General features: G+C 66.2%; 15 protein-coding genes. 9 read left to right on the top strand and 6 right to left on the bottom strand.

Annotated elements, in window-relative coordinates; all coding sequences use genetic code 11:
• The first annotated feature begins 13 nt into the window (after window positions 1-13).
• The 5 genes from G3N94_RS22730 to lpxC all read left to right on the top strand — a co-directional run bounded on the left by G3N94_RS22730 (window position 14) and on the right by lpxC (window position 5,196).
• Window positions 14-766 carry a cell division protein FtsQ/DivIB gene (locus G3N94_RS22730; RefSeq protein WP_205794812.1) on the top strand — a complete coding sequence of 251 codons (753 nt, stop codon included), beginning with the start codon at window positions 14-16 and terminating at the stop codon, window positions 764-766.
• Between the two features lie 26 nt (window positions 767-792).
• Window positions 793-2,025: a cell division protein FtsA gene (ftsA, locus tag G3N94_RS22735; protein WP_124509643.1), complete on the top strand. Its 1,233-nt coding sequence runs from the start codon at window positions 793-795 to the stop codon at window positions 2,023-2,025.
• A gap of 112 nt (window positions 2,026-2,137) precedes the next feature.
• Entirely contained in the window at window positions 2,138-3,337 is a 1,200-nt protein-coding gene (gene ftsZ, locus G3N94_RS22740; protein WP_205794813.1) for a cell division protein FtsZ, read from the top strand.
• Window positions 3,338-3,531: 194 nt separating this feature from the next.
• Window positions 3,532-4,038 carry a peroxiredoxin gene (locus G3N94_RS22745; RefSeq protein WP_205794814.1) on the top strand — a complete coding sequence of 169 codons (507 nt, stop codon included), beginning with the start codon at window positions 3,532-3,534 and terminating at the stop codon, window positions 4,036-4,038.
• 240 nt (window positions 4,039-4,278) lie between these two features.
• Window positions 4,279-5,196 (top strand): UDP-3-O-acyl-N-acetylglucosamine deacetylase, encoded by a 918-nt coding sequence (lpxC, locus tag G3N94_RS22750; protein WP_124599915.1) that lies wholly within the window; start codon window positions 4,279-4,281, stop codon window positions 5,194-5,196.
• Window positions 5,197-5,275: 79 nt separating this feature from the next.
• On the opposite strand, the gene G3N94_RS22755 is transcribed toward lpxC, so the two are convergent.
• Window positions 5,276-5,755 (bottom strand): DUF721 domain-containing protein, encoded by a 480-nt coding sequence (locus tag G3N94_RS22755; protein WP_205794815.1) that lies wholly within the window; start codon window positions 5,753-5,755, stop codon window positions 5,276-5,278.
• A 256-nt stretch (window positions 5,756-6,011) separates the two neighbouring features.
• Here G3N94_RS22755 and secA point away from each other — a divergent pair, with 256 nt between their 5' ends.
• The 4 genes from secA to G3N94_RS22775 all read left to right on the top strand — a co-directional run bounded on the left by secA (window position 6,012) and on the right by G3N94_RS22775 (window position 11,523).
• Window positions 6,012-8,807 carry a preprotein translocase subunit SecA gene (secA, locus tag G3N94_RS22760; protein ID WP_205794816.1) on the top strand — a complete coding sequence of 932 codons (2,796 nt, stop codon included), beginning with the start codon at window positions 6,012-6,014 and terminating at the stop codon, window positions 8,805-8,807.
• Between the two features lie 144 nt (window positions 8,808-8,951).
• Entirely contained in the window at window positions 8,952-10,193 is a 1,242-nt protein-coding gene (gene argJ, locus G3N94_RS22765; protein ID WP_205794817.1) for a bifunctional glutamate N-acetyltransferase/amino-acid acetyltransferase ArgJ, read from the top strand.
• 20 nt (window positions 10,194-10,213) lie between these two features.
• The gene (locus G3N94_RS22770) at window positions 10,214-11,083 is read left to right on the top strand and encodes an ATP-binding protein (RefSeq protein ID WP_205794818.1); all 870 of its coding nucleotides are present in this window, start codon (window positions 10,214-10,216) and stop codon (window positions 11,081-11,083) included.
• Window positions 11,080-11,523 carry an NUDIX domain-containing protein gene (locus tag G3N94_RS22775; protein ID WP_205794819.1) on the top strand — a complete coding sequence of 148 codons (444 nt, stop codon included), beginning with the start codon at window positions 11,080-11,082 and terminating at the stop codon, window positions 11,521-11,523. The genes G3N94_RS22770 and G3N94_RS22775 overlap by 4 nt, the downstream gene beginning before the upstream one ends.
• 65 nt (window positions 11,524-11,588) lie before the next feature.
• On the opposite strand, the gene G3N94_RS22780 is transcribed toward G3N94_RS22775, so the two are convergent.
• The 5 genes from G3N94_RS22780 to G3N94_RS22800 form a co-directional block, all read right to left on the bottom strand.
• Entirely contained in the window at window positions 11,589-11,789 is a 201-nt protein-coding gene (locus tag G3N94_RS22780) for a DNA gyrase inhibitor YacG (protein ID WP_124600035.1), read from the bottom strand.
• Between the two features lie 28 nt (window positions 11,790-11,817).
• A complete protein-coding gene (zapD, locus tag G3N94_RS22785) occupies window positions 11,818-12,573 on the bottom strand; it encodes a cell division protein ZapD (protein WP_205794820.1) in 756 nt (251 codons plus the stop codon).
• A gap of 129 nt (window positions 12,574-12,702) precedes the next feature.
• Window positions 12,703-13,311: a dephospho-CoA kinase gene (gene coaE / locus G3N94_RS22790; RefSeq protein ID WP_205794821.1), complete on the bottom strand. Its 609-nt coding sequence runs from the start codon at window positions 13,309-13,311 to the stop codon at window positions 12,703-12,705.
• Between the two features lies 1 nt (window position 13,312).
• Window positions 13,313-14,209 carry an A24 family peptidase gene (locus G3N94_RS22795; protein ID WP_205794822.1) on the bottom strand — a complete coding sequence of 299 codons (897 nt, stop codon included), beginning with the start codon at window positions 14,207-14,209 and terminating at the stop codon, window positions 13,313-13,315.
• Window positions 14,210-14,254: 45 nt separating this feature from the next.
• Window positions 14,255-14,737: type II secretion system F family protein (locus G3N94_RS22800; protein ID WP_205794823.1), on the bottom strand; the 483-nt coding region annotated here is incomplete at its 5' end.

Below are 14,737 nucleotides of genomic sequence, written 5' to 3' on the forward strand. Positions count from 1 at the left end.
AACGGAAAGACGTATGTGGAACAACGTTCGCCAACTCAACCTTGCCGCCAGCACGCTGTACGCGCTGCTGCTGCTCGTGTTGGCGGCGGCCGGCTGCTACTGGCTGATCCAGCGTCCGGCATTTGCGCTGCGCGAGATCCGGATCGACGGCGATACCGACCATATCAACGCGCCGACCGTGCGCGCGGGCGTGGTCGGGCGGCTGAAGGGCAATTTCTTCACGGTCGATCTCGATACGGCGCGCACCGCGTTCGAGCAGATGCCGTGGGTGCGCCACGCGAGCGTGCGCCGCGTGTGGCCGAATGCGCTGGCTGTCACGCTCGAGGAGTACAAACCGCTCGGGACGTGGGGCAGCAACCAGCTCGTGAGTATCGACGGCGAGCTGTTCACCGCGAACCAGGGCGAGCTCGACGAGGAGCTGCCCGCGTTCGACGGACCGGAAGGCAGCGCGAAGGAAGTCGTCACGCGGTACCGCGACTTCGCGAAATGGTTCGCGCCGCTGAAGGCGGCGCCGGAAGAAGTGACGCTGTCGGCGCGCTACGCGTGGACGGTGAAGCTGTCGAACGGGATGCAGGTCGAGCTGGGCAAGGAGCGCAACAGCGAATCGCTGCATGACCGGAGCCAGCGCCTCGTCGCCGCGTGGCCGGCTGTCACGCAGCGCTGGGGCAACGACATCGAGTACGCGGACCTGCGCTATCCGAACGGATTCGCGATTCGCGCGGCGGGCATGCGGTTCCTGACCGATACCGACAAGCGCAAGAAGTAACGAGAGATCACACGCAAGAGCACTTTATGAGCAAAGACTACAAGGATCTGCTGGTTTCCCTCGACATCGGCACGTCGAAGGTGGTGGCCGTCGTCGCCGAGCTGAAGGGCGAAGGCCACTACGAGGTGATCGGCCTCGGCCAGAGCGAATCGAAGGGTCTGAAGAAAGGTGTGGTGGTGAACATCGAAGCCACCGTGCAGTCGATCCAGCGCGCGCTCGAGGAAGCCGAGCTGATGGCCGACTGCAAGATCACCAACGTGTTCACGGGGATCGCCGGCAGCCACATCCGCAGCTTCAACTCGAGCGGGATGGTCGCGATCAAGGACAAGGAAGTCACGCAGACCGACGTCGCGCGCGTGATCGAGACGGCCAAGGCGATCAACATCCCGACCGACCAGCAGGTGCTGCACATCCTCACGCAGGAATTCATCATCGACGGCCAGGAAGACGTGCGCGAGCCGATCGGGATGAGCGGCATCCGCCTCGAGGTGAAGGTGCACATCGTGACGGGCGCGGTGAGCGCCGCGCAGAACATCGTCAAGTGCGTGCGCCGCTGCGGGCTCGAAGTGAACGACCTGATCCTGCAGCCGCTCGCGTCGTCGCTCGCGGTGCTGACGGAAGACGAGAAGGATCTCGGCGTAGTGCTGGTCGACGTCGGCGGCGGCACGACCGACATCGCGATCTTCGCGGAAGGCGCGATCCGCCATACCGCGGTAATTCCGATCGCCGGCGACCAGATCACGAGCGACATCGCGATGGCGCTGCGCACGCCGACGCCGGACGCGGAAGACATCAAGGTCGGCTACGGCATTGCCAAGCAGGCGCTCGCCGATCCGGACGAGATGGTCGAAGTGCCGGGCCTCGGCGAACGCGGCCCGCGCACGCTGTCGCGCCAGGCGCTCGCAGCGGTGATCGAGCCGCGCGTCGAGGAACTGTTCTCGCTCGTGCAGCAGGTCGTGCGCGAGTCGGGTTACGAAGAACTGCTGAGCTCCGGCGTGGTCATTACCGGCGGTGCCGCGATGATGCCGGGCATGGTCGAGCTCGGCGAAGACATTTTCCTGAAACCGGTGCGCATCGGCGCGCCGGAATATGCAGGCGGCCTGGCCGACGTCGTGCGCAACCCGCGCTACTCGACGGCGATGGGCCTGCTGGTGGAAGGCAGTGCTCAGCGCATGCGCGGCCGCAAGGTCGCCGTGCAGTCCGGCAACGCGGGGCAGATCTTCTCGCGGATGAAGGAGTGGTTCCTGAGCAACTTCTGACGAACCGAATCGAAATTCGTGCCGGTGCCGGCGGCCGGCGCGCGACAGGGGGTTGCCCGATCTCCTGCCGAATAACGGCCGAGTAGCAGTAACTTTCTTGACGGAGGCAACAATGGAATTTGAAATGCTGGAAACCGAAACCAACGGCACCATCATCAAGGTGGTGGGCGTTGGCGGCGCTGGCGGCAATGCCGTGCAGCACATGATCAACCGCGGTGTGCAGGGCGTCGACTTCATCGTGATGAACACCGACGCGCAGGCACTGTCGCGTGCGCGCGCACCGTCCGTGATCCAGCTCGGCAATACGGGCCTCGGCGCCGGCGCGAAGCCGGAAATGGGCAAGGCAGCGGCGGAAGAGGCGCGTGAGCGCATCGCCGATGCACTGCGCGGCGCGCACATGGTGTTCATCACGGCCGGCATGGGTGGCGGCACCGGCACGGGCGCAGCGCCGGTGGTCGCGCAGATCGCGAAAGAGATGGGTATCCTGACGGTCGGTGTCGTCAGCAAGCCGTTCGAGTTCGAGGGCGGCAAGCGGATGCGCGTCGCGGAAGCCGGTTCGCAGCAACTGGAGGATCACGTCGACTCGCTGATCGTCGTTCTGAACGACAAGCTGTTCGACGTGATGGGCGATGACGCCGAGATGGACAAGTGCTTCCAGTGCGCGGACGACGTGTTGAACAACGCGGTGGCAGGCATCGCGGAAATCATCAATGTCGATGGTCTCGTGAACGTCGACTTCGAAGACGTGAAGACGGTGATGGGCGAGCAGGGCAAGGCGATGATGGGCACGGCGACGGTCGCCGGCGTCGATCGCGCGCGCCTCGCGGCGGAACAGGCCGTGGCGAGCCCGCTGCTCGAAGGCGTCGATCTGTCGGGCGCGCGCGGCGTGCTGGTGAACATCACGTCGAGCCGTTCGCTGCGCCTGTCGGAAACGCGCGAAGTGATGAACACGATCAAGAGCTACGCGGCGGAAGACGCGACGGTGATCTTCGGTGCGGTGTACGACGACGCGATGGGCGACGCGCTGCGCGTGACGGTCGTCGCGACGGGCCTCGGCCGCGCGGCGAATAAGCAGCAGTCGGCACCGATGACGCTGCTGCGCACCGGCACCGACAACCAGCCGATCAACGCGGTGTCGCACAACAGCTACGCACCGGCACATCATGTGAGCACGGCCGATTACGGCGCGCTCGACAAGCCGGCCGTGTGGCGCAATTCGCGCGAAACCGCGGCATCGCACGTGCAGGCGCTGCAGGAGAAGGGTGTCGACACGTACGACATTCCGGCTTTCCTGCGCAAGCAGGCTGACTGACGCACACAGGCGAAGCCGCGGCGCAATCGCTGAGATTGCCGCGGTGAAGCCGGCGTGACGGATGCTACGGACCGTGACAGGCCGCGTCGGCTGCGACGCCGGGCCGGGAAACGTGCCCTCTTCGCTTCGGCGAGGCGGGATGGGCCGTGCTGTCCGTGTCACGCAAGAAACCGTATCGCTATGAGGGACCAGCCATGATTCAAGTGGGCGACGCGCTGCCCGATGCGCAGTTGTTCGAGTTCATCGACGACGCGCAGGCAGGCTGCACGCTGGGGCCGAACGCCCGCAGCGTGCGCGAGCAGACGGCGGGCAAGCGGGTGGTGATCTTCGGATTGCCGGGCGCTTTCACGCCGACCTGTTCAGCGCAGCATGTGCCGGGCTATGTCGAGCACGCCGAGCCTTTGCGCGCGGCGGGCATCGACGAGATCTGGTGCGTGTCCGTCAACGACGCATTCGTGATGGGCGCTTGGGGACGTGATCTGCACACCGCGGGCAAGGTGCGCATGATGGCGGACGGCAGCGCGGCTTTCACTCATGCGCTGGGGCTGACGCAGGATTTGTCCGCGCGTGGCATGGGGATTCGCTCCCTGCGCTACGCGATGGTGGTCGACGACGGTGTGGTCAAGACGCTGGCCGTCGAAGCACCGGGCAAATTCGAAGTGAGCGATGCGGCGAGTGTGCTGGCGACGTTGAAGTCCTGATTGCGCGATGCGCCGTTGCCTGCAGGCAACGTTGCGTATCGGCCGCAGGGTAGTTGTAACACGGGCTGATGACCGGAAACGCCTCCGTTCCGGGCATCGGCCCGTCCCGTATCGGCACGGGTAAACAGCGGAAACAGATTGATACGCAGTTTCAAACAACGCGGAATAGGGAATTGCGCTATAATCTCGTCTATCGAATATAACTCCTGATTGATATTTTCAATCAAGACGAAGAACATCATGCTGAAGCAGCGCACCATCAAATCGATCGTGAAGACCGTGGGCATCGGTGTCCACTCGGGTCGCAAGATCGAACTGACGCTCCGTCCCGCCGCGCCGGGCACGGGCATCGTGTTTTCGCGCGTCGACCTGCCGACACCCGTCGACATCCCGGCCTCGGCGATGTCGATCGGCGACACGCGGCTCGCGTCGGTGCTGCAGAAGGATGGCGTGCGCGTGTCGACCGTCGAGCACCTGATGTCGGCATGCGCGGGCCTCGGCATCGACAATCTCTATGTCGACGTGACGGCCGAGGAAATCCCGATCATGGACGGCAGCGCGGCGACCTTCGTGTTCCTGATCCAGTCGGCCGGCATTGAGGAGCAGAACGCGCCGAAGCGCTTCATCAAGGTGAAGAAGCCGGTCGAAATCCGCGACGGCGACAAGTTCGCGCGTCTCGACCCGTATTTCGGCTTCAAGCTGAAGTTCACGATCGACTTCCGCCACCCGGCCGTCGACAAGACGGGGCAGGAGCTCGAGGTCGATTTCGCGAACACGTCGTATGTGCGCGAGATCGCGCGCGCACGCACGTTCGGCTTCGCACACGAAGCCGAGATGCTGCGCGAGATGGGCCTCGCGCGCGGCGGCAGCATGGACAATGCGATCGTGCTCGACGAGTACCGCATCCTGAACAACGACGGGCTGCGCTACGACGACGAGTTCGTGAAGCACAAGATGCTCGACGCGATCGGCGACCTTTACGTGGTCGGCCATCCGCTGCTGGCGTCGTACACCGCGTACAAGTCGGGCCACGGGCTCAACAACGCGCTGCTGCGCGAACTGCTCGCGCACGAGGACGCATACGAGATCGTGACGTTCGACGATCCGCAGTCCGCGCCGAGTGGCTTCGCGTTCGATACGCAGACGGCATTCGCTTGAGCGGCGCGCATACTGCGCACCCATGAAAAAAGCGGCCTTCGGGCCGCTTTTGCGTTTATGGCGTGACGGCCGCGCAGCGTCAGCTTGGCGCCTTGCCGCCATGCCGGGCGGCCATGCGCGCGAGCGCAGCCTGCAGCGGCGACGGCTCGAGATGCTCGGCGAGGTCGCGCAGCGCGGCCGCGCCCACGGGCGTCATCCGCGCCTGCTTGACGGGCGCCGGTTCCGGCGCGTCCTTCGGCCGCACGCGCACGCGCAGCGTCGCCACCGGCCAGCCGCGCCGCTGGAGATCCGCGAGCAGCCGCGGTTCGACCTGCCGCAGCCGGGCGGCCAGCGCGTTGTGCGCGGCAAACAGGGTCAGGGTGCCGTCCTTGATGGAGCCCGGCTCGATGTGGGTCGCGAGGTAGTCGGGCAGCAGCGCGGCGAGGTCGCGCTGGAGGGCTGCGACCTGCTCGACGCCCGCGCGCAGCGCCGCAAACGCGTCGGTGTGCTTGAGCAGCTCCGACACGGGCTGCGGGCGATGCGCGGCGAGCGGGCCGAAACGCTTGGAAAATCGGTTCATCGAGGCATTCTTCAGGCGCGCGGGCACGCGGACGTTGACGCCGATTGTAACCGCCGCGGCGCGTGTGCGCCGGGCTTTCGCCGCGCGGCGCCGGTCGCCGGAGCACGTCGGCCGTCAGGCCGTGACACGGGCGCATGCTCCCCCGCGTGCTAAAATTCGATGTTTGAATCCACTCATACGCTAAGCCGCCGAGGCTCGGGCGTCGGGGCGCGCAACACGCGCCGGGCGCCGGTGCTGCGACGCAGGATCCGATCCGATGACAACCGGTTTTCTCCAGAAAATTTTTGGCAGCCGCAACCAGCGGCTCGTCAAGCAATATCAAAAGACCGTCGCGGCGATCAATGCGCTCGAAACGCAGATCGAGAAGCTGACGGACGACCAGTTGCGCGGCAAGACGGACGAGTTCCGCCAGCGGATCGCGGCCGGCGAATCGCTCGACAAGCTGCTGCCGGAGGCGTTCGCGGTCTGCCGCGAGGCGAGCCGCCGGGTGCTGAAGATGCGCCACTTCGACGTGCAGATGATCGGCGGCATGGTGCTCCACTACGGCAAGATCGCCGAAATGCGCACCGGCGAAGGCAAGACGCTCGTCGCGACGCTTCCGGTGTACCTGAACGCGCTGACGGGCCGCGGCGTGCACGTCGTGACGGTCAACGACTACCTCGCGCAGCGTGACGCCGAGTGGATGGCGCGCCTCTACAACTTCCTCGGTCTGTCGGTCGGCATCAACCTGTCCGGCATGGAGCACGAGCAGAAGCAGCAGGCTTACGCGGCCGACATCACGTACGGCACGAACAACGAGTTCGGCTTCGACTACCTGCGCGACAACATGGTCTACGAGACCGGCTCCCGCGTGCAGCGCTCGCTCAATTTCTCGGTGGTCGACGAGGTCGACTCGATCCTGATCGACGAAGCGCGTACGCCGCTGATCATCTCGGGCCAGGCCGAAGACCACACCGAGCTGTATGTGCGGATGAACGCGCTGCCGCCGCTGCTCGAGCGCCAGATCGGCGAGGAGAAGGCCGACGGCACGGGCGTCGAGAAGCCGGGCGACTACACGCTCGACGAGAAGTCGCGCCAGGTGTTCCTGACGGAATCGGGCCACGAGAAGGCCGAGCGCCTGCTCTCCGAATGGGGCCTGATCGGCGAGGGTGAAAGCCTGTACGCGCCGCAGAACATCACGCTGATGCACCATGTGTACGCGGCGCTGCGCGCGCACACGCTGTTCCACAAGGACCAGCACTACGTCGTGCAGAACGGCGAGGTGGTCATCGTCGACGAATTCACGGGCCGCCTGATGGCGGGCCGCCGCTGGTCCGACGGCCTGCACCAGGCGGTCGAGGCGAAGGAGCACGTGAAGATCCAGAGCGAGAACCAGACGCTCGCGTCGATCACGTTCCAGAACTACTTCCGGATGTACGCGAAGCTGGCGGGCATGACCGGCACCGCGGACACCGAAGCGTACGAATTCAACGAGATCTACGGCCTCGAAACGGTCGTGATCCCGACCAACCGTCCGCCGAAGCGGATCGACAAGCAGGACCAGATCTACAAGACGGCCAAGGAGCGCTACGACGCGGTGATCCGCGACATTCGCGAGTGCTACGAGCGCGGCCAGCCGGTGCTGGTCGGCACGACGTCGATCGAGAACTCCGAGCTGCTGTCGCACCTGCTGAAGCAGGCCGGGCTGCCGCACGAGGTGCTGAACGCGAAGCAGCACGCGCGCGAAGCGGCGATCGTTGCCGAGGCGGGCCGTCCGCAGCGCGTCACGATCGCGACCAACATGGCGGGCCGCGGTACCGACATCGTGCTCGGCGGCAATGCCGAGAAGCAGGCCGCGTTCATCGAGGCCGACGAGTCGATCCCGGCCGATGAAAAGGCGCGCCGCATCCAGCAGCTTCATGACGAGTGGGAAACGCTGCACGAGCAGGTGAAGGCCGCGGGCGGCCTGCACATCATCGGCACCGAGCGTCACGAATCGCGCCGGATCGACAACCAGCTGCGCGGCCGTGCGGGCCGCCAGGGCGATCCGGGCTCGTCGCGCTTCTACCTGTCGCTCGACGATCCGCTGCTGCGCATCTTCGCGGGCGACCGCGTGCGCTCGATCATGGACCGCCTGAAGATGCCCGAAGGCGAGGCGATCGAGGCCGGCATCGTCACGCGCTCGATCGAATCCGCGCAGCGCAAGGTCGAGGCGCGCAACTTCGACATCCGCAAGCAGCTGCTCGAATACGACGACGTGTCGAACGACCAGCGCAAGGTGATCTACCAGCAGCGCAACGAGCTGCTCGAAGCACACGACATCACCGAGACCATCACCGCGATGCGTCACAGCGTGATCGGCGAGGTGGTCCGCCAGTTCGTGCCGGCGGGCAGCATCGAGGAGCAGTGGGATGTCCCCGAGCTCGAGGAAGCGCTGCGCAACGACTGGCAGCTCGATCTCGCGGTCCAGGAAATGGTGAACGAGTCGTCGTCGATCACGGCCGACGAGATTCACGACGCGGTAACGACTTCGGCCAACGAGCAATACGAGTCGAAGGTCGCGCTGGTCGGCCGCGAATCGTTCAGCGCGTTCGAGCGTTCGGTGATGCTGCAGGCGGTCGACCGCCTGTGGCGCGAGCACCTCGCGGCGCTCGACCACCTGCGCCAGGGCATCCACCTGCGCGGCTATGCGCAGAAGAACCCGAAGCAGGAATACAAGCGCGAGGCATTCGAGCTGTTCGCCGCGATGCTCGAGGCGATCAAGCAGGAAGTCACGCGGATCGTGATGAACGTGCAGATCCAGTCGCCGGAGCAGCTCGAGGAAGCGGCCGAGCAGATCGAGGAGCGCGGCAGCGGCAATCTCGATAACGTCGAGTACCAGCATGCCGAGTTTGCCGAAGCCGGCGCGCCGGTAGCCGGCGGTGCGGCTGTCGCGGCTGCGACGGCCGAGATGGTCGGCAGCGCGATGACCCACAGCGGCCCTGGCGGCGAGATGCCGAAGGTCGGGCGCAACGATCCGTGCCCGTGCGGCAGCGGCAAGAAGTACAAGCACTGTCACGGCAAGCTGTCGTGATCGAAGGCGGCGCGCGATGAGCGCGCCGCGTCGTTTGTAGCGTTGATGGGTGTTAGTGAGTAGCGGCGGCCCGCGCGTGCGGCCGCCGGTTCGTTAAATCGATGCCGGCGCGCGCCGGCATTTTCCTTCCGGCAGGTGCTCCACATGGCTGTCAATTTTCCGTCGATCGATCCCGCCCAACTGCATCCCGTCGCCGGCGTCACGCTGGGCTGGGCGGAGGCGAACATTCGCAAGCCGAACCGCAAGGACGTGCTGGTCATTTCCGTCGAGGAAGGCGCGACGGTCGCGGGCGTGTTCACCGAGAACCGCTTCTGCGCCGCGCCCGTAACCGTGTGCCGCGAGCATCTGGCAAACGTGCGTGCTGGCGGCGCGGGCATCCGCGCGCTGGTCGTGAACACCGGCAATGCGAACGCGGGCACCGGCGAGCCGGGCCTCGCGCACGCACGCGAAACTTGTGCGGAACTTGCACGCCTCGCCGGCATCGAGCCGTCGCAGGTGCTGCCGTTCTCGACGGGCGTGATCCTCGAGCCGCTGCCGATCGACCGCCTGAAGGCCGGCCTGCCGGCTGCGCTCGCGAACCGCCAGGCCGCGCACTGGTACGACGCGGCGCAGGCGATCATGACGACCGACACGCTGCCGAAGGCGACGTCGCGTCAGGTGACGATCGACGGTCACACGGTCACGCTGACCGGCATCAGCAAGGGCGCGGGCATGATCAAGCCGAACATGGCAACGATGCTCGGCTTCCTCGCGTTCGATGCGAACGTCGCGCAGCCGGTGCTCGACGCACTCGTGAAGGAAGTGGCGGACCGCTCGTTCAACTGCATCACGATCGACGGCGATACGTCGACGAACGACTCGTTCATCCTGGTCGCGTCCGGCAAGAGCACGCTGCCGGCGATCACGTCGACCGATTCGCCCGCCTACGCGGCGCTGCGCGATGCCGTGACCGAAGTCGCGCAGGTGCTGTCGCAGCTGATCGTGCGCGACGGCGAAGGCGCGACGAAATTCATGACGGTGCAGGTCGAAGGCGGCAAGAGCGTCGCCGAATGCCGCCAGATCGCGTATGCGATCGGCCATTCGCCGCTCGTGAAGACCGCGTTCTACGCGTCGGACCCGAACCTCGGCCGCATTCTCGCGGCGATCGGCTATGCGGGCGTCACCGATCTCGACGTCGGCAAGATCGACCTGTATCTCGACGACGTGCTGGTCGCGAAAGCGGGCGGCCGCAACCCGGCCTACCAGGAAGAGGACGGCCAGCGCGTGATGAAGCAGAGCGAGATCACGATCCGCGTGCTGCTCGGCCGCGGCGACGCGCAGGCGACGATCTGGACGTGCGACCTGTCGCACGACTACGTGAGCATCAACGCAGACTACCGCTCCTGAAACGGGGGCGCACGACCATCATGGACAAGCTCGAACAGTTTCTGACGCGCGCGGAAGCGCTGCTCGGCCGGCTCGAGGCGATGCTGCCGCCGGCGCCGGCGGCCGTCGACTGGAACGCCGCGCACGCGTTCCGCTGGCGCAAGCGCCAGGGGCGCGGCTACCTGCAGCCGGTGCCGGCCGCATCGACGATCACGCTCGCCGACCTGCACAACATCGATCGCCAGAAGGCGCTGATCGAGCAGAACACGCGGCAGTTCGTGCAGCAGAAGCCGGCCAACAACGTGCTGCTGACGGGTGCGCGCGGCACCGGCAAGTCGTCGCTGATCAAGGCGTGCCTGAACGCGCACGCGCAGGACGGGCTGCGCCTGATCGAAGTCGACAAGGACGACCTGCACGATCTCGGCGACATCGTCGACCTGATCGCGCAGCGCGCCGAGCGCTTCATCGTGTTCTGCGACGACCTGTCGTTCGAGGAAGGCGAGTCGGGCTACAAGGCGCTGAAGGTCGCGCTCGACGGGTCGGTGGCCGCGCAATCGGACAACGTGCTGATCTACGCGACGTCGAACCGCCGCCATCTGCTGCCCGAGTACATGAGCGACAACGAGACGTACAAGCACCTGCCGGACGGTGAGATCCATCCGGGCGAAGTCGTCGAGGAGAAGATTTCGCTGTCCGAGCGCTTCGGCCTGTGGGTCAGCTTCTATCCGTTCAAGCAGGACGACTACCTCGGGATCGTCGCGCACTGGCTGCGCCATTTCGGCTGCGACCATGCGGAGATCGAAACGGCGCGCGGAGACGCGCTCGTTTGGGCGCTCGAGCGTGGTTCGCGCTCGGGGCGCGTCGCGTGGCAGTTCGCGCGCGACTGGTCGGGCCGCAAGGAGCAGGCATGAGCACGGACATCGCACAAGGCGCCGTGCACGCGCCCGACGGCCGCAAGGTGACCGAGGTCGCGGTCGGCATCATGGTGCAGCCGGACGGCCGGTATCTGCTCGCGCAGCGCCTGCTCGGCAAGCCGTATGAAGGCTATTGGGAGTTTCCGGGCGGCAAGCTGGAGGCCGGGGAAAGCGTCGAGGACGCGCTCGCGCGCGAACTGCACGAGGAACTCGGCATCGTCGTCACTGCGTGCCATCGCTGGCATACGCTCGAGCACGATTATCCGCACGCATACGTGCGGCTCTATTTCTGCAAGGTGACGGGCTGGACGGGCGAGCCGCACAGCAAGGAAGGGCAGGCGTTCGTCTGGCAGCACCTGCCGGTCGACGTCGCGCCGCTGTTGCCCGCGGCGCTGCCGATCCTGGAACTGCTCGCGAAGGACGAAGCGCAACGCTGATGTCAGGGGCCTGCCCGCACGGGCGGGCCCGCATCGCGATCACGCGGTCGGTGGTGCAGGGCCGCTCAGCTGTTGCGGTTGCCGTCCGTGCCGTCTTCCTCGGACAACGGAGCATCGTCCGAATTGCTGCCGATCCGATACTTTTCGGCTGCCCATGCGCCGAGATCGAGCTGCTTGCAGCGGGCGGAACAGAAGGGACGGAAGCGATTTTCAGGCGTCCAGCGCACTTCGGCGCCGCACGACGGACATTTCACAACGGTAACCATACGAGAACGTCGATTCGGCACTCGGCCGTTACAGATTGCACAGGGTCAGGTGGAACGGCACATCCATGTCGACCGCGCGTGGCCGCACGTCGCCGTCCTGCATCGTGAAGCGCACCCACAGCATGTACTTGTTCGCGCTCGCTTCGGGAATCACGCGCAATTCCGGCGCCACGCGCACCTGCATCAGTTGATAGCTCCGGCCGGAGAGCATCTGCTGGTAGCTGCCCTGCGTCGCCATCACCTTCGATGCCTGGCCCGATTCGCGCGCGAGGCGCAGCACGATCGCCACAGCGTCACGCAGCGGCAGCAGTGGCATGATCCACTTCGCGATGTCCTGACGCCGCTGTTCGGCAGGCCACTGCTGCCATGCGTAGTACGACGGCAGATCGAATTTGCACGTGCCACCCGGAATCACCGCGCGGCTGCGGATGCTCGCAAGCCATTCGTTGTCGACCAGATGCTGGCCGGTCTTGCCTTGCATTTGCGCGAGATTCGCGAGCGTCTGCTCGATTTCGCCGAGCACGGCTTCGAGCGCGTTCTGTTCGATGCCGGGATTGCCGCGAAACGGAGCGAGCGTCTGGCGCTGCCGCTCGAGCTCCTTCATCAGCTCCGATTTCAGGTCCGCACGGCCCGTTACTTCGGCGATCTCGAACAGCGTCGTCAGCGCGACATGATGTTCCCGCGCGTCCTCTTGAGCCAAAAAGAACGCGAAGCGCTCGAACAGGTCTTCGAGGCGCAGCAACGTGCGAATTCGCTCATTGAACGGATACTCGTAAAGGATCAAGCGCGCTCGCCTCTTGCGTAGGGAATGAAACAATGCAGGACATTCTAATGCGCACTGTCTACCCTGGCCAAGCGCCAATTTCGTACGCCATCGCGCGCGCGGCGCATGCGCGACGCCGCGATGCGGCGATCACTTTTCGTCTGACGAGTACGCGAGATAGCGCTGGTGCAGCACATCGACCTCCGCGGCGAGCGCAGCGGGCGTCGTCGCATCGTTGACGATCACGTCGTCGGCTGCGGCGAGACGCGCGTCGCGCGTCGCTTGCCGCGCGACGATCGCCTCGACCTGCTCGCGTGTGAATGCGTTGCGCCGCATCACGCGCGCAATCTGGGTTTCGACGTCGCAATCGACGACGAGCACGCGATCGACCCGCGCCTTCCAGTTGCCTGACTCGACGAGCAGCGGGACCACGTACATCACGTACGCGCCTTGCGCTTCCCGGCCTTCGCGGTCGGTTTCCGCGCGGATCAGCGGATGCGTGATCGCTTCGAGGCGACGCCGTGCCGCGTCGTCGCTGAAGATCAGCGTGCGCATCTTCGCGCGGTCGAGCGAGCCGTCCGCCGCGACGAAATCCGCACCGAACGCCTTCGCGATCGCCGGCATCGCGAGCCCGCCGGGCGCGGTGATGCGATGGGCGATCAGGTCGGTGTCGACGATCGACGCGCCGCGGGCCGCGAACAGGTCCGCGACCGTGGTCTTGCCGCTGCCGATCCCGCCGGTGAGTCCTACTGCAAACATGTCAGCCTCCAAGCGCCGAATAGAAAGGGGTGCCGAAGAACAGCGTCGCGGCACCGCCAGCCGCTAGAAACGGGCCGAACGGAATCGGCTCTTCGAAACGCATGCGGCCGCGCCACGTCGCGACGAGCCCGACGATCGCGCCCGTCACCGCCGCGAACAGCACGACCTGCGGCAGCGCGGCCCAGCCCATCCACGCACCGAGCGCGGCAAGCAGTTTCAGGTCGCCGAAGCCGATCCCTTCGATGCCGCGCAGCCACTTGAACAGCCAATAGATCGACCACAGGAACAGGTAGCCGGCCATCGCGCCGATCACGGCCGCGCGCAGCGACGTGAACGTGCCGCCGAGATTCAGCGCGAGCCCGGCCCACAGGAGCGGCAGCGTCATCGAATCGGGCAGGTAGCCGGTCCGGATGTCGATCGCGCTCATCGCGAGCAGCGCGGCGCACAGGCCGAATGCGGCGAGCGCGGCGAAGGTCGGCCCGAATGTCGAGAGCGAGCCGGCGGCGAGCAGCGAGCCCGCCAGTTCGATCAGCGGGTAGCGTATGCCGATTGCGTGGCCGCACTGACGGCAGCGTCCGCGTTGCAGCAGGTAGCTGACGAGCGGGATGTTTTCCCATGCCCGCAGCACGTGGCCGCAATGCGGGCACGCACTGCGCGGATGCCACAGATCGTAGCGCGGCGGGTAGCCGTCGTCGTCGGGCTCTGCGCTCGCGCCCGTTGCTTCGGCGACTTCTGTCCGCCACGCGCGCTCCATCATCACGGGCAGCCGGTGAACGACGACGTTGACGAAGCTGCCGATGCAGAGTCCGAACACGGCGGCGAACGCATACTGCGCGGCAGGCGGCAGCATTGCCAGCACGGGCAACGCGGGGGCGGCAGACAGGGGCATGGGCATCATGTAGCGGGTCGATCGGGCTAAAAGGCGACAGATTCGGTTGCGATGCTACACCACGTTGCCGAGCTGAAGGATGGGCAGGTACATCGCGACGACCAGGCTGCCCACCAGCGCGCCCAGCACGATCACGATCAGTGGCTCGCCGAGCGCGGCGAGCGTATCGAGATGCGCATCGAGCTGGCGTTCGCACAGCGTCGCGATGTCGACGAGCATCGTGTCGAGCGCGCCGGTTTCTTCCGCGACGGCGATCGGCTGGACGACATCGTCCGGGAAGCAGCCGGCCGCCTGCATCGCGTCGGCAAGACGCGCGCCGTGCAGCACGCGCGCGGCGATGCGCGCGGTGGCCTGCTCGTAGACGGGATGGCCGGCCGTGCGTTCGAGCGTTGCGAACGCATCCGCGAGCGGCACGCCGGCGCCGAGCAATGTCGCGAGCGAACGGCACCATCGCGCGGCGGCGAACCGGCTCAACGCACTGCCGACGAGCGGCATGCGCAGCAGTGCGCGGGCGCACGCGAACCGCGCGGCGGGCAG

Source organism: Burkholderia sp. Ac-20353 (assembly GCF_017104785.1).
GTDB lineage: Bacteria > Pseudomonadota > Gammaproteobacteria > Burkholderiales > Burkholderiaceae > Burkholderia.